This is a genomic window from Ruegeria sp. AM7, assembly GCF_056535965.1.
The window spans coordinates 432,829-448,861 of sequence record NZ_JBQFJE010000001.1 but is presented as its reverse complement, the minus strand read 5'-3'; the positions used below and the strand labels follow the sequence as shown (position 1 = coordinate 448,861).

15 protein-coding genes are annotated in these 16,033 nt (G+C 58.5%); all 15 read right to left on the bottom strand.

Features of this window, described 5'->3' with window-relative positions; translation table 11 throughout:
• Nucleotides 1-15: 15 nt before the first annotated feature.
• The 15 genes from ACR3EG_RS01935 to ACR3EG_RS01865 all read right to left on the bottom strand — a co-directional run bounded on the left by ACR3EG_RS01935 (nucleotide 16) and on the right by ACR3EG_RS01865 (nucleotide 16,032).
• A complete protein-coding gene (locus tag ACR3EG_RS01935; protein WP_170724620.1) occupies nucleotides 16-726 on the bottom strand; it encodes a glutathione S-transferase C-terminal domain-containing protein in 711 nt (236 codons plus the stop codon).
• Complete coding sequence (locus ACR3EG_RS01930) at nucleotides 723-1,904, bottom strand: CaiB/BaiF CoA transferase family protein (protein ID WP_480482432.1); 1,182 nt, start codon at nucleotides 1,902-1,904, stop codon at nucleotides 723-725. Before ACR3EG_RS01930 ends, ACR3EG_RS01935 begins: the two co-directional genes overlap by 4 nt.
• 88 nt (nucleotides 1,905-1,992) lie before the next feature.
• The gene (locus ACR3EG_RS01925) at nucleotides 1,993-2,898 is read right to left on the bottom strand and encodes a LysR substrate-binding domain-containing protein (RefSeq protein ID WP_480482430.1); all 906 of its coding nucleotides are present in this window, start codon (nucleotides 2,896-2,898) and stop codon (nucleotides 1,993-1,995) included.
• 403 nt (nucleotides 2,899-3,301) lie between these two features.
• Nucleotides 3,302-4,807 (bottom strand): enoyl-CoA hydratase-related protein, encoded by a 1,506-nt coding sequence (locus tag ACR3EG_RS01920; protein ID WP_480482429.1) that lies wholly within the window; start codon nucleotides 4,805-4,807, stop codon nucleotides 3,302-3,304.
• A gap of 51 nt (nucleotides 4,808-4,858) precedes the next feature.
• Nucleotides 4,859-5,779: a helix-turn-helix transcriptional regulator gene (locus tag ACR3EG_RS01915; protein WP_480482427.1), complete on the bottom strand. Its 921-nt coding sequence runs from the start codon at nucleotides 5,777-5,779 to the stop codon at nucleotides 4,859-4,861.
• A gap of 64 nt (nucleotides 5,780-5,843) precedes the next feature.
• Nucleotides 5,844-6,290 (bottom strand): acyl-CoA thioesterase, encoded by a 447-nt coding sequence (locus tag ACR3EG_RS01910; protein ID WP_480482425.1) that lies wholly within the window; start codon nucleotides 6,288-6,290, stop codon nucleotides 5,844-5,846.
• Nucleotides 6,290-7,480 (bottom strand): benzoyl-CoA 2,3-epoxidase subunit BoxA, encoded by a 1,191-nt coding sequence (gene boxA, locus ACR3EG_RS01905; RefSeq protein ID WP_480482423.1) that lies wholly within the window; start codon nucleotides 7,478-7,480, stop codon nucleotides 6,290-6,292. The genes ACR3EG_RS01910 and boxA overlap by 1 nt, the downstream gene beginning before the upstream one ends.
• Complete coding sequence (locus ACR3EG_RS01900) at nucleotides 7,477-7,644, bottom strand: hypothetical protein (protein WP_480482421.1); 168 nt, start codon at nucleotides 7,642-7,644, stop codon at nucleotides 7,477-7,479. The genes boxA and ACR3EG_RS01900 overlap by 4 nt, the downstream gene beginning before the upstream one ends.
• A 79-nt stretch (nucleotides 7,645-7,723) precedes the next feature.
• A complete protein-coding gene (gene boxB / locus ACR3EG_RS01895) occupies nucleotides 7,724-9,175 on the bottom strand; it encodes a benzoyl-CoA 2,3-epoxidase subunit BoxB (protein ID WP_480482419.1) in 1,452 nt (483 codons plus the stop codon).
• Nucleotides 9,176-9,208: 33 nt separating this feature from the next.
• Nucleotides 9,209-10,867 carry a 2,3-epoxybenzoyl-CoA dihydrolase gene (boxC, locus tag ACR3EG_RS01890; protein WP_480482417.1) on the bottom strand — a complete coding sequence of 553 codons (1,659 nt, stop codon included), beginning with the start codon at nucleotides 10,865-10,867 and terminating at the stop codon, nucleotides 9,209-9,211.
• A gap of 80 nt (nucleotides 10,868-10,947) precedes the next feature.
• Entirely contained in the window at nucleotides 10,948-11,400 is a 453-nt protein-coding gene (locus ACR3EG_RS01885; RefSeq protein WP_480482415.1) for a DUF309 domain-containing protein, read from the bottom strand.
• Nucleotides 11,397-12,215, bottom strand: a complete 819-nt coding sequence (locus ACR3EG_RS01880) for an alpha/beta fold hydrolase (protein ID WP_480482413.1) — start codon at nucleotides 12,213-12,215, stop codon at nucleotides 11,397-11,399. The genes ACR3EG_RS01885 and ACR3EG_RS01880 overlap by 4 nt, the downstream gene beginning before the upstream one ends.
• The gene (locus tag ACR3EG_RS01875) at nucleotides 12,212-13,750 is read right to left on the bottom strand and encodes a benzoate-CoA ligase family protein (RefSeq protein ID WP_480482411.1); all 1,539 of its coding nucleotides are present in this window, start codon (nucleotides 13,748-13,750) and stop codon (nucleotides 12,212-12,214) included. The genes ACR3EG_RS01880 and ACR3EG_RS01875 overlap by 4 nt, the downstream gene beginning before the upstream one ends.
• A gap of 228 nt (nucleotides 13,751-13,978) precedes the next feature.
• Nucleotides 13,979-15,475, bottom strand: a complete 1,497-nt coding sequence (locus ACR3EG_RS01870) for a TRAP transporter large permease (protein WP_480482409.1) — start codon at nucleotides 15,473-15,475, stop codon at nucleotides 13,979-13,981.
• Nucleotides 15,472-16,032: a TRAP transporter small permease gene (locus tag ACR3EG_RS01865; RefSeq protein WP_480482407.1), complete on the bottom strand. Its 561-nt coding sequence runs from the start codon at nucleotides 16,030-16,032 to the stop codon at nucleotides 15,472-15,474. The genes ACR3EG_RS01870 and ACR3EG_RS01865 overlap by 4 nt, the downstream gene beginning before the upstream one ends.
• Nucleotide 16,033: the final 1 nt, after the last annotated feature.

Here is a 16,033-nt window from a genome sequence, read left to right as displayed (position 1 = left end):
CTGGTGGTTCTGATTTTATTGGGACTTCTCTTTTGTTGGCATCAGATGGGCGGCCGATTGGTTGAACAGGGTTTCGTTCTGCTGTGCCGTGGCTTTGCCCGTGAATTGAGCGTTTTTGTGCAGGTTGATCGCATCACGAACGGCAGGGCGTGCCTTGATCCGTTGACGCCAGGCGGCAACATTTGGAAAAGCATCCAGTGAAACGCCTAAAGGTTTCGCGATGAAAGCCCACGGAAAACACATCATATCTACGATCGTATAGCGGTCGAACATATACTCGCGCCCCTCAAGCCGGTTCTCTAGGACCGCCAGAGACCGTTCGAACTCGCCCTTGTATCGCTTGTGGGAATAGGGCTGATCTTTCGGCGCATAGTTCACAAAGTGGCTCAGTTGACCGCCCATCGGACCCTGATTGGCTGCCTGCCAGAACAGCCATTCGGTAAAGGCGATCCGCTCGCGTGGGGTTTCGGGGCCGAATTGGCCGCTGCGATCTGCCAGGTACAACATGATGGCGCCGCTTTCGAAAACACTCAGCGGGCCACCGTCTGCGTCATGGTCCAGTATGGCCGGCATCCTGGCGTTTGGGCTGATCGCCAGAAAGTCGGGTTGGAACTGGTCGCCACCGCGCAGGTTCATAAGAATGGTGCGATGATCCAAACCAGTTTCGGCCAGCATGATCGCGACTTTCCAACCGTTCGGTGTGGGGGAGTAATAGAAGTCAATCATGATGCATCCGCCAGAGGGTCTGGGGTCAGGCTCGCGCGAACCTCGGCAGTGTGTTCGCCCAGTTCCGGCGCGGGGCGCAAGTCGGTTGCCGGAGTACCGTGAAACACCGCCGCCGGCCGGGTCTGCCGCAGGCGACCTGCGGTCGGGTGGTCATATTCGACGAACATACCATTGGCCTCGAGCTGCGGATGTTGGCGCATCTCGCGTCGTGTCAGGACAGGGGCACAGGGGACACCCGACTCTTCCAGTGCAGTCAACAACGTGTCGCGGTCAAGGTCACGCACCATCTCTTGCGTCAAGTCCAGCCGCGCGTCCCGGTTGATGTCGCGCAACTCGGTCGTTTTAAAGCGTTCGTCGTCGATGATATCAGGGCGACCTGTGGCATGGGCCAGAGCCTCCCAATGTTTGTTCTGCATGATCGAAATACTGAGGTATCCGCCTTTCACCTCATAGATCAGATCATGGAAAGACTGGCTGGCCTCAACCTCCATCTCATCGCCCACAAAGGTGTGGCCGTTCATGTCCGAGGCCCAGAGGAAAGCCGCCACTGTGTCCAGCATCGACAGCGTGACCTTCTGGCCCTTTCCTGTGCGTTCGCGCGCGAACAGCGCTGCGGTCACGGCTTGGCTGGCTTGAACGGCAGTCAGCTTGTCGGGCAGGATCGTGCGGACCAGACGCGGACGCTCCTCGTCCGATCCGGCCTGAACCGTGGTCAGCGCCGATAACGCCTGAATCAGCGGGTCATAGACCGGCTTGTTGGCCAAAGGTCCTTCGAACCCGAACCCGGAAATGGACATATAGACCAGCCGGGGGTTGAGCACACTCAGCACTTCATAGCTAAGCCCAAGACGATCCACGACACCGGGGCGGAAATTCTGGATAAACACGTCGGCGTCCTGCACCAGCGTCTTGATCATGGCGATATCATCGGGGTTTTTCAGATCGGCCAACACCGAACGTTTGTTGCGGTTATTGTTCAGGTAAGAGGCCGAATGTCCCCCCCGGCGCGTCGCCACGTGACGGGTAAAGTCGCCGTCGGCGCGTTCGATCTTGATTACATCTGCTCCCTGATCGGCAAGGATCATCGTGCTCATGGGGCCGGACACAACGGCGGTCAGATCAATGACCCTGATGCCCGACAGGGGGCCGTTGCGCTGAATGTCACTGTGCTGGGCCATCGCCAAACTCCTGCAAACCTTAGTTTGAAGCTAGGTTGTGAAGGAATAGGTTTGTACTGCAAAAACCTCAGCAAGAGTTGAAAAAAATTCAATTCCTTTGCGTCAGCAACCAGTCATGGAACCGCTTGACATCGGACCGCATGGCACCATCGGGCCGCGCGACATAATAGCCGATATTGTCGGCGTCGGGCAGATCAAAAGGCGCGCACAGAACGCCAGCCGAAAGCAAAGAATCCACCAGCGGCCTGCGGCCCAACGCAATACCCAAACCGTCCTGTGCCGCCTGAATCGTCAATTCATAGGTTTCAAGACTGTACCGCTGATTGGCCGCCGGAGGTTGAAACCCCCGCGCCTGGCACCAGTAATCCCATTCTGCATCCACGGTCGTATTTGCCAAAACCCGCTGGGTTTTCAAAACTTCCGCCATGGCCATACCCCTAATCGTCTGAGCAAACGCAGGCGACATCACGGGCACGATGACTTCGCGCATAAGCGGAGTTACAACCGTTTGAGGCCACTCGCCCATTCCCCGCCGGATTGCCAGATCAACATTTTCCCGCTCTAGATCAACCACACGTGTTGTGGTGACCAAATTAACCTCAAGATCGGGGTGGCTACGTTCAAGATCGGAAAGCCTCGGCAACAGCCAGCCGGCCGCAAAAGACGGCGTCAGAGTCAAAGATATCCGCTTGCGTCCCGGCATCGAACGGATGGCCTCGGTCGCGCGCAGTATCTCGGACATCGGCCCTTTGATCTGATCAAAAAACTGTGCGCCATCCGCGGTCAGAAACAGACGTCCCTTGCGGTTTTCGACCAACCGGACCCCCAGTTCGGATTCAAGCGACTTGACTTGGTGGCTGATAGACGACGCCGAAACTTGCAAGCGTTCCGCTGCCTTGACGGCGCTGCCGGTCAAAGCAACCTCGTAGAAGGACTTCAACCCACCAAAAGGCGGAAAATAATCATGTGGAATGCGCGGTCTGACCTTTGACATGGCGCCATCTTAGCCCTCCTTCGGGAGATGAACAGCCAGAACAGATCAAATCCCTTTCGCACAGTTTATGACTATCTCACACAGTTTTTTGCTAACCAGAAAACGCTGTTTGTTTGATGACCTCGTAACGCTTATTCGCTCGCGTCGTATTACCTCTACGGGCGTATCACCATGTTCCTATGCGAATGCACAGAACATCGGCACAAGTGGTGAATTCCGGCGTCTGGGGATCGACCTGAAAGACGGGCCTATTTCTCTCAGAACTGGCGAATTCAGAAAGCCCACACTGGGCTCAAGCCGCTGTTTTGACATCTCTTCCTCAGTTCATGAGAACTCTTCTTCCAGCAATCCCGAACGTCTGATCTTTTCTAAACAGATAAGTTTAACTGTGGGTCTCTAAGTGTCACTTGGTCGGAAACAGGTCAGCCAGGCGGGCGTTGTTTTTTACGCAATATCGCAGGGAAGGGCTGGGTGCCCAAACCAAACTGTCTTCGTTCGCATAGGTATCCAGACGCGCCAAGATAGTTTCAGCCCCGATCGTATCCGCATAAAACATCAACCCACCACGCCGCCGTGGGAAGCCACAGCTTCTTACGGTAACAAGATCAATACTTCGAGCCGATAAGGCAATTCCTTCGTCAAGCAGACCAACCGCTTCGTTGATCATTGCACATAGCAGCCTGTCCCTGATCTCCTCCTCAGAATAGTCACAGCGGGTGATCCCTGCGAAATGTGCCTCCTCCAATGCCAGGTCGGCCACGATCGGGTCGTCAACCTTCCCACCCCCGCCGGGATATCGATACCAGCCTGCGCCGACCTTTTTGCCCAGCTTGCCCAGCTCGAGCATCCGGTCCGCGATGGGAATATATCGGCGGTTTGGGTCGCGCGGGGCGTTTTCGCGGCGATTGGCAAGAGCGATGTCCACACCGGTCAGGTCCTGCGCCTCGTAAGGGCCCATGGTATAGCCGAATTCGACCATGGCCTCATCCACCTCCCACGGGGTCGAGCCATCCATCAGCACCGTATCCGCCGCTTCGTGGTACCGGGCGAGAATGCGATTTGCGATATGGCTAGTGCCGGGGGTATCCTGCCCCCGCACAGCGCGTTCGGTAAAGAAGATATGGCGCAGGGCGCGGGCTTGTGCGCCTTGCCGCAGGTCCAGAAACGCCGCGCGTTCTTGGGCCGTTGCGTCCGACAAAGGGGTTGTGGCGGATAGCGCCACCAGATCAATCGCCCGAGGCGGCGCGATCTGGTGGGGCATCCGCTGCGCGACATCGGCGCGCGCGGCCGCAATCGCTGTATCATCTGCGGCGGGCCGGTCCCGTAATCCGGGCGGTACAGACAGCTCCAGCGTGCCTACGTCCAGATGCTGCGCAACATCCACCGGGTCCTCTGCGATACCGTCCACCAGCCCCAAGGCTTCGGCCTTTTCAGCGGAGACGGGCTTGCCGGTTGCAATTAAGTCAACCGCCGCCGCAATCCCGATCAGGCGCGGCATGCGTTGCGTGCCGCCCGCGCCGGGCACCACGCCCAGCGTCACCTCGGGAAGGCCAATCCGGGCACCCGGCGCCGCGATCCTATAACGGCAGGCCAACGCCAGCTCACACCCACCGCCCAACGCAACCCCCGTGATCGCCGCAACCCACGGCACGTCCGAGGCCTCGATCCCATTCAAAATTTCCGGCAAATGCGGCGCAACCGGTGGCACGTCAAACTCTCGCGCATCCGCGCCCGCAGCAAATGCGCGCTGCGATCCATGCAGCACCACCCGCGACAAACCTTTCTGTGCCTGAACCCAAGCCAACGCATCCCACAGACCCTGCCGAATGCTGAGACCGATGGCATTCACAGGCGGGTTGTTCAGCCTGACAAAACCGACGACCCCCTGACGCCAGACATCCACGGCCATCATCGGCTCCTTCTGCGTTATAGTTCATTTATGTACGGATATAGACCTAAGTCACGCTTCCAACAGCTTTTGCGTCCGGATCATCGTCACCAAATCATCCAAAGACTGGTCCAGCGCCCGCCCCGATGTGTCCAGCATGAACCGCGCCCGAGCATAAAGAACCTCGCGGCTGGCCAGGATCGAGGTCAGCTGCTCCATCGCGTCGGCATTGCCCGCCATGGGCCGCTCATCACCCTGCGCGCGCACCCGGTCCATATGCTCCTGCGGCGAGGCCTTCAGCCAAATCGTATGGAAACTGGACAGCAACTTGTTGAGCGTCTCGGGCTCGGACACGATGCCACCGGCCACGGCCAGGATCACGCGGTCATAGTTTTCGATCACGCGGTCCAGCGATCCGGCCTCAAGCTTGCGATAGCCTTCCTGCCCGTAAAGGGCGAGGATTTCGTCAATCGGCATCCCGCCATGCAGGGCGATTTCCTTGTTCAGCTCCAGAAACGGCGCATCCAGTTGTTCAGCCGCAAGTTTACCAAGCGTCGATTTCCCCGCACCGCGCAAGCCAATCAGACAGACGCGCTGTGCCCGTCCACCCTGATCGCTGCCCGGCGAGAGCGCCTGCAACACCTGATCACGTGTTTCGCTATCGGCGGCAGAGAACAATTCGGCCACGCGCAGGCTGGTGGAGTTCCACGGATCTTCTGCGCCAACAAACCACTCGATCCGATGATCCAACGAATGCGCGACCCGTTGCAGCAACCCGATCGAAATATTCCCTGTCCCGGATTCAAGCTGCGCCAGATAGCGCTGTGACACGCCCGAGCTTTCGGACAGAACCCGACGAGAAATGCCCTTGCGTTCACGCGCGCTGCGGACCCGTTCGCCCACCTGCACCATCAGCGCCGAGATGCTGCGTTCGATCTCGGATTCTGTGTCGATCTGGGTCGACACCCCGCTGAAGGTTGTAATTTCCGCCATGTTCCGCAATTCCGAATGTGTATAATAATGCACAATACGTTCGCCGGACCAAAAAGGAAAACGGTTATGTCCTGGTCTGCCCGGCGTCACGCAAAAACGGAGCCAACAGGTCTTGGATATCCTGCGGCGGTTGGCGTTTTTCAAACGCGTCCGCTACGATGAAGACGCTGACCGTTTGGGCCGAAAAGCACAGTTGGCCGTCCTGTTCGCCATCGACACGAAACGTGATGGAGGATGTGCCCAACCGACTGGGCCACACGTGACAGGCCAGCGTGTGCCGGGGCGTAATCGGGGCTTTGAAATCCATCTCAAGCCGGACGAAAGGCGTGCCGACGTTACGGTCCAGTTCCAGCTGATACCAGCCCTGACCCAAGTGCTCTTCCCACCAGGCGTTGATTGCATCCAATGTGAACCATGGTAAGCGCCCGGTATAGGCGATGCGCGCCGGGTCGCAATCACCCCATGTCACCCGGATATCATGTCGATAGGCCGAGGCCGGCCGGGCCGACATCAATAGGTCTCCACGTGGTACCGACCAGCGTCGCGCATCTGATCGCGCAGCGCGGTCCAGTCCTGTCCAACCCCCGCCGAGATTTCGGTCAGGGCTTGCTCGACCCCGTCCTCCATATCCCGCAGGCCGCAGATATAAACATAGCTGTTGGGGTCTTTCAGAAGATCGGCGACGATGTCCCGTTTGGCCAGCATCCTGTCCTGCACATATTCCTTGTCCTGACCCTCTTGCCGGCTGAATACCAGATGCTGATCCAACAGCGTCTTGGGTACTTTCTGCAACGGCCCGAAATAGGGCAAGCTGTCAGGCGCTCTCGCCCCAAAAAACATCGTCATGCCACCGTGAATGGTGCCCACCTTGCGCTGACGGCGCATGGTAAAGGCGCGCATCGGGGCCGAGCCGGTTCCGGTGCAGATCATCAGGATTCGCGCATCCGGGTCGTCGGGTAGCAGGAAAGTCGATCCGAATGGCCCGGTGACATTGACCGCATCACCCTTTTTCAGATCACAGACATAGTTCGAGCAAACGCCGCCCTCTTCGCGTTTGACGGTTAGTGAGACATTGTTGAAACCGGGTCGTTCGCCATCGCGCGGGCTGGACACGGAATACAGCCGTGGCAGGTGCGGTTGTCCTTCGTCAGTGGTGCCGGGCGGGATGATCCCGATCGACTGACCTTCCAGAACTGGCATCGGATGACCTTGAAAATCCAGAATGATATGGCGCACGTCACTGTCCGAGGACGCCTCGGTCAGGCGGTAATTGCCCTGCACAACGGCTTGAACAGGTTTGCCCAAATTATACAGGTTGATCGTGGGTTTCGACGCCGTGGCTGGGGCCTTGGATTTGCCTCCCGCACCCTTATGGGCATCGGCGAGCAACGCGGCCATCGCATCATCCAGCGCCTCAATCCCGGTGTCGGCGTCATCCGAACCCACGTCCTCCTGTTCCGGCAACTCCTCCCACTCATATTGCTGCTCAAGGCTGTAGGGCTCGGTCACCACGCGCCATTCGTCGATTGATCCGGTCGGACAGACCGGGATGCAATCCATGCAGAAGTTGCACAGATCCGCATTCACAACCACATTGTTGTCGTCATGCTCGATGGCCTGTTCGGGGCAGGTCATCTCGCACGTATAACAACGGATACAGATTTCCGGGTCGATCAGGTGCTGTTTGATGGGTTTGTTCATGATTTATGCCGTCGCTGAATAAGGGCGGGAAGGGTCATCGCGTCGATAAGTGCTGCGCAGATGCCGGAGCAGGTGTCACAGCCAAGACAACGCCCCCGGATCACCGCGTGATTGGGCTGTATCTCGGCCTTGTCTGCGCTAAGTGCGGAGCGTTCCGCTGGCATCACCCATATCCTTCCCGCGTTGGCTGGCAAGATGCGCGGGCAGAGGGGGGACCCACTGCCCTGCCAAACAGGCCCAAGATCAGGCCATGTGCAGTTTCACATATTCGAAATCGCCGGGCTTGTTGTCGATCCCGACCTTCGGGGCCGAGATCCAGCCAGCGTATTTGCCGGGCTCATAGCACGGCACCATAAGCGACTGGATATAAGCCCCATCTTCTTTGGAAGGCAGCCATTTGTCGGCATTCGCGGCCCACTCCGCTTCCGAGATGATATCGCCTTCGGGATTGGCCTTGATCGCGGCAAAGACGCCGATCTGGCGGTGGAACGCCTCGTCTGGCAGGGCCAAGTTGAACTCGATCCCGGCCTTCTGGATGATCTTGTTCCAGCGCCCGACGCCGCCCGACGCATCGCGAACATAGTCGTCGCGCAACCGCATGTTGATCGCGGTGAGCGCAGGCACATCCTGCTTCACGATCGCCCCATCAACAATGGATTTCACTGCATAAGTGTCGCTTTGCAGCATGTGGTCGTCGTCGATACGGTTCTCCATATACCGGCCCTTAATACCCGCGTTGAAGGCGTTGGCGGCATTGGTCGAGACCTCCTGCCCGAACAGGTCCAGCGACAGCGAATAGTGCAGGTTCAGCTTTTTCTGGATCGTCGGCAGGTCGATCACGCCCAGATCGCGGACCTTGCCGATATCGTAGGGGTCGGTCAAACCGGCCTCGTTCATCGCCTCGCAGGTGCGTTGCACGATACGGCTGACACCGGTTTCGCCCACAAACATATGGTGGGCCTCTTCGGTCAGCATAAAGCGGCATGTCCGGCTGAGCGGATCAAACCCAGATTGCGCAAGGCTTTCCAGCTGCATCTTGCCGTCACGGTCGGTGAAATAGGTGAACATGAAGAAGGACAGCCAATCGGGTGTTTCTTCGTTAAAAGCACCCAACATACGGGGGGCTTCTTCGGAGCCCGAAGACCGGATCAGCAGGTCATCCGCCTCTTCCCGGCCATCCTTGCCAAAGTATTTCTGCAGCAGATAGACCATCGCCCACAGGTGGCGGCCTTCTTCCACGTTGACCTGAAACAGGTTCCGCATGTCATAAAGCGATGGCGCGGTCAGACCCAAGAACCGCTGCTGTTCGACCGAGCCCGGCTCGGTATCGCCCTGAATGACAATCAGACGTTTGAGCATGTTGCGGTATTCGCCCGGCACCTCTTGCCATGCTTTCTCGCCCTTATGCTCACCCATTGGAATGATGCGCTCTTCGACCTGCGGGGCCAGCAAAACGCCCCAACGGTATTCCGGCATTTTCACATAGTCGAACTTGGCCCAGCCTTTGGGGTCAACACTGACGGCGGTCCGCAGGTAGACCATCGAGTCCTGAAAGTTCTGTGGGATCAGCTTATTCCACCAGTCGATATAGCCGGGATGCCATTTCTCAAGCGCTTTCAGAACCTTGCGGTCCTGGCTCAGGCCGACATTGTTGGGAATCTGAGTGTCGTAACTTACGTTGATGACGTCTAGCATGTCTTTCTCCTGATGAAGCTCGGGCGGAACCTGTCACACACGTTCCATGTCATATTCGCCGCGCAGCCCGGTGCCGTACCGTTGCAACGCGCCATCGGGACCCACCGCATTGGGACGGTTGAAAATCCAGTTCTGCCATGCGGTCAGGCGACCAAAGATGCGGGTTTCCATGGTTTCGGGGCCAGCGAAACGCAGGTTTGCCTCCATCCCGGTCATCGCATCGGGGCTGAACGAGGCGCGCTCTTCCTCGAAGATGCGGATCTCGTCTTCCCAGTCGATGTCGTCCAAGATCATCGTCACAAGGCCCAGCTCGTCGGCAGCTTCGGCATCCAGCGCGGCGTTTTTATGGTCTTCTATTTGGCCAGCCGTATTGGGCGTGCCATAGAACCGGGTTTCAAGCCGGGTCAGGTCATTGCCCATAGGCAAAGGTCCAAAATTGGCATCGGTCAGAGTGACCGTCGCCAAGGGACGATTGTCGCCTTCGAACTCGTCTTCCATCATATATGTGCGATCCACCGCCCACAGGATTTCGGCCAGAATACCCGTAAAGCACGAGCCATGTTCGACCAGCGCCGACATCGACCGTGATGTGACGTCGATCCGTTTCAGCAGACGCTTCCAATACTGCAGCACCTCGTTGGCCAGCCAGTGGTCACGGTTGGCCAGCAAAAGCGCCTCATGCGCCTGGAACAGCTCGGGGTCGCCTTGGGTGCGGAAGACCAGCAGGCCGAGCTCCATTTCGTTCAGGCGCAGGTGCAGAATTGCGTCGTCCAGTTCGCGCGCCAGCCGCAACAGATAGGCCTGATCCCCCTGCGCCGTGAACGCGGCCATGTCCTGCGGAGCGTTGGCATCCGGGCCGCTGATCGTCACGGTCGCCTTGCGGGCACCCCGATCAACAGCCACCTCAATCAAGCTATACGTGACCGAGCCATCTTCGCCGACCGTCTTGTCCAATAGACCCAGAGCAACCCCTGCAGCATCCGGCTTGGACATCGCGGCGGCGAATTCGAGGGCACGTTCTTGCACCGTGGCGTCGAACTTGGAGTTCGGCACGACCTCATCCACCAGACGCCAATCCAGTGCCCGCTTGCCTTTGACCCCTTCTTCGGTCGAGCAGAACACATCGGCCAGATCGCGCCGCACCTTACGTTTATCCGTCACCCGCGTCAGCCCACCAGTTCCGGGTAGAACCGCCAACAGAGGCACCTCGGGCAGCGCGACCGAGGAGGTGCTGTCATCGGTCAGCATGATGTGGTTGCAGGCCAGCGCCAGCTCATAACCACCCCCGGCGCAGGCGCCTTTGACGGCGGCAATATATTTCTGGCCGCTGTCTTTTTCGGCGGCTTCGTAGGTGTTGCGCGTCTCATTCGTGAATTTGCAGAAGTTCACCTTGTGGCTGTGGGCCGCCCCCCCGAGCATCCGGATATTTGCACCCGCGCAGAACACCCGTTCCTTACCGGATTGCATGACGACCACTTTCACCTCGGGATGTTCAAAGCGCATCCGTTGCACGATATCGGCCAGTTCGATATCGACGCCCAGATCGTAAGAGTTCAGCTTGAGTTGATAACCCTCGAACAGCCCCTGATCTTCGTCGACATCCATAAACAAGTTCGCAACCGGCCCATCATATTCCACCCGCCAATGGCGATACTGCGATGGATCAGTCTGAAAATTGATGACCTTGGTCATGTGCAACTCCTACGTTCAGTCATGCAGAATAGTGCGCTGCATGTATCGAGTAAAGGAATGAGTGCAAAATAACGCATCTTTTAGATGCAATTTTTACTAGCCTTATCCCCTACTTCTACTTTCTTGTGCATTATATTACACATTTCACCATGCAAACTCAAAACAGCCCCTCCTGCCCGGTCCACCGCCTCGCGAGCCAGATCGTCGGATAAGGTCATTAGACGCGCCATCGCGCGAGGCTGCCCCATCCGGCCTTTAAGACAGGCGTTTGCGTATTGAATAACCGCCTGCACCATCAGACGTTCTGGCGAATTGGGCGGGCAGGCCAGCCAGACGGCCTCGAGCACCTCATGCGCCTCCCAATAGTACCCCTCATTCAGAAAGGCCAAACCGCTGGTCCAGGCGGATGTATCCACCAGATCAGACGGCGCAACATCCGACAGGCCGATTTTCAGCGGGTCAAACAGACCTTCGGGGTGACGCGCTGTCTGACCCGGTACGTAAGCGTGCGGAGGCCAACAGTCGCTGGTCATGCCATTTCAGGCATTGCCTGTTCCAACCGCTCAAGCCGGGCGGTGAACTCTGCGATTGCTGTCAGGGTTGCTGTGGGTTGATCAAACTGAGGGGCGTGCCGACAATTGTCCAGTATGGCTGTTTCGACGGGAGCATAGCTGCGGGTTTCAACCTCGGCAATCTGAGCCGGTGTGCCATACTGATCATCACGCCCCTGAATCGCAAGCGTCGGAATGCGCAGGTAGTCGATGGCATCCGCCACGTTCCAGTCCTTGAAACCGGGGTCCAGCCAAACATCACACCAGCCACTGAAGGTCGCGGCGGGGTCACGGTGATACGCAGCCAACCGCCCGGCCAGATCGTCGGTATCGAACGCCTCCCGCGCGGCGGCAATCGAGGCCAACCCCATCTCTTCGACAAAGAAATGCGGCGCCATCAAGATCAGCCCTCGTACCCGCTGGTCCGAGACCGAACCCGCATAGATCGTCGCTATCGTCGCACCGTCAGAATGGCCCAGCAGAACCGCCCGCTGAATACCAGCCTGATCCAGAACGGGACCCAGAACCTGCTGCGCTTCGACAGTCATGTAGTCCAGAGTGCGCGGCAGCTCTGCTGGATCGGATTGGCCATAGCCAGCGCGGGAATAGGCCAGAACACCAAAGCCGGTTGCCGCCGAAATCTCGGCAGGGAAATCCCTCCACATCGCGACGCAACCCAGCCCTTCGTGCAGCATCACGATGGTTGGCGCATCCTGTGGCGCAGGGCCCCAGGTGCCGTATTCCAATTCCGTGCCGTTCACATCCATGCGGCCCGAGCCGCCATCCTGCCAGATCATGCGGTTTCCCTCAGTTTGAAACGTTGGATTTTGCCGGTTGCGGTTTTGGGCAGATCATCCACCACCTCGACCCAGCGCGGATATTTCCACTTGCCAATCCGGTCTTGGACAAAGTCCTTCAGATCCCCAATCGCATCCGCGCTTTGACCATCTTTCAGAACGACAAAGGCGCGAGGCTTGTCCAGGCCTTGCTCGTCGGCATGGGCCACAATCGCGGCCTCAAGGATCGCGGGATGTTCGATCAGCGTCTGTTCAATCTCGAACGGGCTGACCCAGATACCGGACACCTTGAACATGTCATCCGTGCGCCCGCAATAGATATAGCGACCCTCGGCTGTGCGCTCGTATTTGTCGCCAGTCCGGGTCCAATGCCCCTCGAAAGTCGCGCGCGATTTCTCGCGCCGGTTCCAATAGCTTTCGGCTGAGGAAGGACCGCGAACTAGCAGCTCGCCCACCTCGCCATCGCCAACCTCGTGATCGGCCTCGTCGACCAGACGCACGTCATAGCCGGGCACCGCCGTGCCGGAGGTTCCATAGACAATGTCGCCGGGTCGGTTCGACAGGAAGATATGCAGCATCTCGGTCGAGCCCACGCCATCCACGATCTGCGCGCCCATATTCTTCTCCCATGCCTCACCCACCTCGCGCGGTAGCGCCTCGCCAGCCGAGGTACACAGGCGAAGATTTGGTTCGCTTTGTAGATCGCCCGCCTCGAACCGCGCATTCATCGCGGCAAAGAAGGTGGGCACGCCGCAAAACAGCGTCGGCTTGTGCGCGGCGATGATCTGAAACGCCACATCCGGCGTCGGGCGACCGCCCAACAGTATTGTCGTCGCCCCCACCGACAGTGGGAAGGTCAGACCGTTACCCAACCCATAGGCAAAGAACAGCTTGGCGACGGAAAAGACCACGTCATCCTCACGGATACCCAGCACCTGCGCCCCGAATGTATCGGCGGTCGCCCGAAGGCTGGACTGCACATGGCGCACCCCTTTGGGCAAACCCGTCGAGCCCGAGGAATAGAGCCAGAACGCGGCCTCATCACTGTCCGAGGTGACGGTTTCCACTGGCGTGGCCCCATCCATGAACGCCTCAAGGCTGGTGGTGCCATCGGGCGCGTCGCCTATAACGATCACCTGCCGCAGGTTTGTATTGCCTTGGATCGCAGGTGCAACCGTGGCCCACATCTCGGCCGATACGATCAGAACCGTCGCGCGGCTATCGTTCAGGGTCGCGGCGTAGACCGGCGCGGACAGCAATGTGTTGATCGGCACCGGAATGGCCCCGGCTTTGATCGCGCCCCAGAACAAGATAGGGAATTCGATCTGGTCCAGCACGACCATCGCCACACGTTCTTCCCGGCGCACGTCATGGCGCGCCAGCGCGCCGGCAAACCGTGCGCTTTCCTCGGCCAGGGCGCGATAAGTCAAGGTGCGTTGCTGTCCGTCGGCCTCGTGAAAGGCCACTTTGTCGCCGCGCCCTTCGCGCAGGTGACGATCCACAAACCAAAGGGCTGCATTCTGGTTTTCTGACACGGGTTCCTCCTCCCCTCGACAGGCCAGCGGCTGCTTGCCGGAAAAACAATCACCCTGATGCGCCGCCCATCTCCCCTATGGGACGCCACGTTGGGGGATCATTCGAATCGAGGTTTTTGGAAAATTCCGCCCCGACGCCTGAAATATGCGTTATAATGCACATCTCCCAGATATGTTTGCAACAGTGTTTTTTGCGTTTGTGCATTTTCTTGCACAAATGGGCGTAGATCAGCCAAATGGGATCAGGAATAGAGTGATCGCAGGGAACAGCACCAAAAGGACAACACGCAGAATGTCAGACCCGACAAAGAACAGCACGGCCTTGTAGGTCTCGGTCATGCGGGTTTCACGGTCCATCGTGTTGATCACAAACAGATTCATCCCAACCGGAGGCGTGATCAACCCGACCTCTACTACGATCAGCACGAGGATACCGAACCAAATGGCTGTGCGTTCTTCGGCGATGCGGTCGGCCATGCCTTGTGTGACTCGGATACCGATCTCTTTCTGCAAATCGCGACTGATCTCAGCCCCCGAGGCAATCAGGGCTTCGACTTCAGCGCGGATGTCGGGGGCGATGTCGGCAGCTCCGGCCAGAGCAGCGCGGGCTGCATCATGTTGCATCGCGATCAGGTCGACCAAGCCGAAATCCAGCACGGATATGACCGGGTAGAAGATGGGAATCGTCAGCAGGATCATGCTGAGGCTGTCCATCACGCAACCAAGAACCAGATAAAACACCAGGATCAGCGCCAGAATTGCCCAGGGGCTAAAGCCCTGACCCAGCACGAAATTCGCCAGTTCCTGCGGCACATTCGTCAGCGCCAGAAACCCGTTGTAGAACCCCGCGCCCAGAATGATGAAAAAGATCATCGCGGTGGATTTGGCTGTGGTGGTGAAACTGTCTTTCAGTGTCGACCATGTCAGCCCGCCATTCGCAAGCGCGATGAGTCCGGTTCCAGCCGCACCCACAGCAGCGCCTTCTGTGGGCGTGAACCAACCCGCATAGATGCCGCCGACAACGCCGCCAAAGACAACCAGCACGGGCCAGACGTCCAGCAACAGCCGAAACCGTTCACGGTAAGGCACGGCAGGACGGGTTCCGGCGCTGTCTGGGTAAAGGCGCACATAGACCGAGACGGCAATCACATAACCCAATGCCGCCAGAACGCCGGGGATAAATGCAGCTAGAAACAGCTTGGCGATATTCTGTTCGGTCAGGATCGCGTAGATCACCAACACAACCGAAGGCGGGATCAGAATGCCCAACGTCCCCCCCGCGGCCAACGTGGCGGTCGAGAAGCCACCGGCATAGCCATACCGACGTAACTCAGGCAGTGCCACGCGCCCCATCGTGGCCGCCGTGGCCAACGAAGACCCGCAGATCGCCCCGAACCCTGCGCAAGCTCCAATCGCGGCCATGGCGACACCGCCCCGGCGATGGCCCAAAAAGCCCTCGGCCGCTTTGAACAGCGCCGTCGACATCCCGCCCAGCGTGGCAAAATACCCCATAAGCAGGAACATCGGCACAATCGACAGGGAATAGCTGGAGAAGGTCGTGTAGGTCTCGGATTTCAACCGGCCCAGCGGGATGTTCATGTTTCCGGTGACGGTCACGATACCGACCAGCCCGGTGACGAACATGGCCAACCCGATCGGCACACGGGCGAAAATCAACAAAAGCAGAGCGGGAAAGGACAGCAACCCGATGGCGAGATCGCTCACGGCAGGAGTTCCTTTCCTGTCGCGCATTCGCGGATGCGGATGCCCGCCATATAAAGACCGACGACCGCCGCCATGACGGCTGCGCAAAAGCTGGCGGCATAACCCCACCAGACGGGGAATTGCAGGATAAACGTATTCTCACCAAACCGCAGCTTCGCCATCATGCCCCCGAACAACTGCACTGCGATCAGCACCAAAACGGCGGCAAAGACCACCTCGGCCAACATGCGCAAGATACGGTCAACCCGAGGCGATAGTTTCGAGGTGAAAATATCCACGACCGCATGACCCGAATTCAACTGGCAGAGCGGCAGGAAGGCAAAGATGGCAAAGGCCACCCCGGCCTCGACGATCTCGAAATCGCCGTTGATAGGCCCGACACCCAGCCCCAAAGCCCATTCGGAAAAGCCCGGCGCAACCTGTCCGATCCACCCATGCAGCAATGTATTGAGGGACCGGCCCAGAACCGAGATACAGATCAACAGGATCAAAGCCGTCAGAACAGCGCCGCCCAGCAATGCCATGCCGCGCGCCAGCTTTTCTATCGTTTGGTGCATG

What these genes read in the sequence shown, in the direction of transcription:
- ACR3EG_RS01935 (WP_170724620.1), bottom strand. Translation starts at nt 726, where the DNA reads ATGATTGACTTCTATTACTCCCCCACACCGAACGGTTGGAAAGTCGCG.
- ACR3EG_RS01930 (WP_480482432.1), bottom strand. Translation starts at nt 1,904, where the DNA reads ATGGCCCAGCACAGTGACATTCAGCGCAACGGCCCCCTGTCGGGCATC.
- ACR3EG_RS01925 (WP_480482430.1), bottom strand. Translation starts at nt 2,898, where the DNA reads ATGTCAAAGGTCAGACCGCGCATTCCACATGATTATTTTCCGCCTTTT.
- ACR3EG_RS01920 (WP_480482429.1), bottom strand. Translation starts at nt 4,807, where the DNA reads ATGGCCGTGGATGTCTGGCGTCAGGGGGTCGTCGGTTTTGTCAGGCTG.
- ACR3EG_RS01915 (WP_480482427.1), bottom strand. Translation starts at nt 5,779, where the DNA reads ATGGCGGAAATTACAACCTTCAGCGGGGTGTCGACCCAGATCGACACA.
- ACR3EG_RS01910 (WP_480482425.1), bottom strand. Translation starts at nt 6,290, where the DNA reads ATGTCGGCCCGGCCGGCCTCGGCCTATCGACATGATATCCGGGTGACA.
- boxA (WP_480482423.1), bottom strand. Translation starts at nt 7,480, where the DNA reads ATGAACAAACCCATCAAACAGCACCTGATCGACCCGGAAATCTGTATC.
- ACR3EG_RS01900 (WP_480482421.1), bottom strand. Translation starts at nt 7,644, where the DNA reads ATGCCAGCGGAACGCTCCGCACTTAGCGCAGACAAGGCCGAGATACAG.
- boxB (WP_480482419.1), bottom strand. Translation starts at nt 9,175, where the DNA reads ATGCTAGACGTCATCAACGTAAGTTACGACACTCAGATTCCCAACAAT.
- boxC (WP_480482417.1), bottom strand. Translation starts at nt 10,867, where the DNA reads ATGACCAAGGTCATCAATTTTCAGACTGATCCATCGCAGTATCGCCAT.
- ACR3EG_RS01885 (WP_480482415.1), bottom strand. Translation starts at nt 11,400, where the DNA reads ATGACCAGCGACTGTTGGCCTCCGCACGCTTACGTACCGGGTCAGACA.
- ACR3EG_RS01880 (WP_480482413.1), bottom strand. Translation starts at nt 12,215, where the DNA reads ATGATCTGGCAGGATGGCGGCTCGGGCCGCATGGATGTGAACGGCACG.
- ACR3EG_RS01865 (WP_480482407.1), bottom strand. Translation starts at nt 16,032, where the DNA reads ATGCACCAAACGATAGAAAAGCTGGCGCGCGGCATGGCATTGCTGGGC.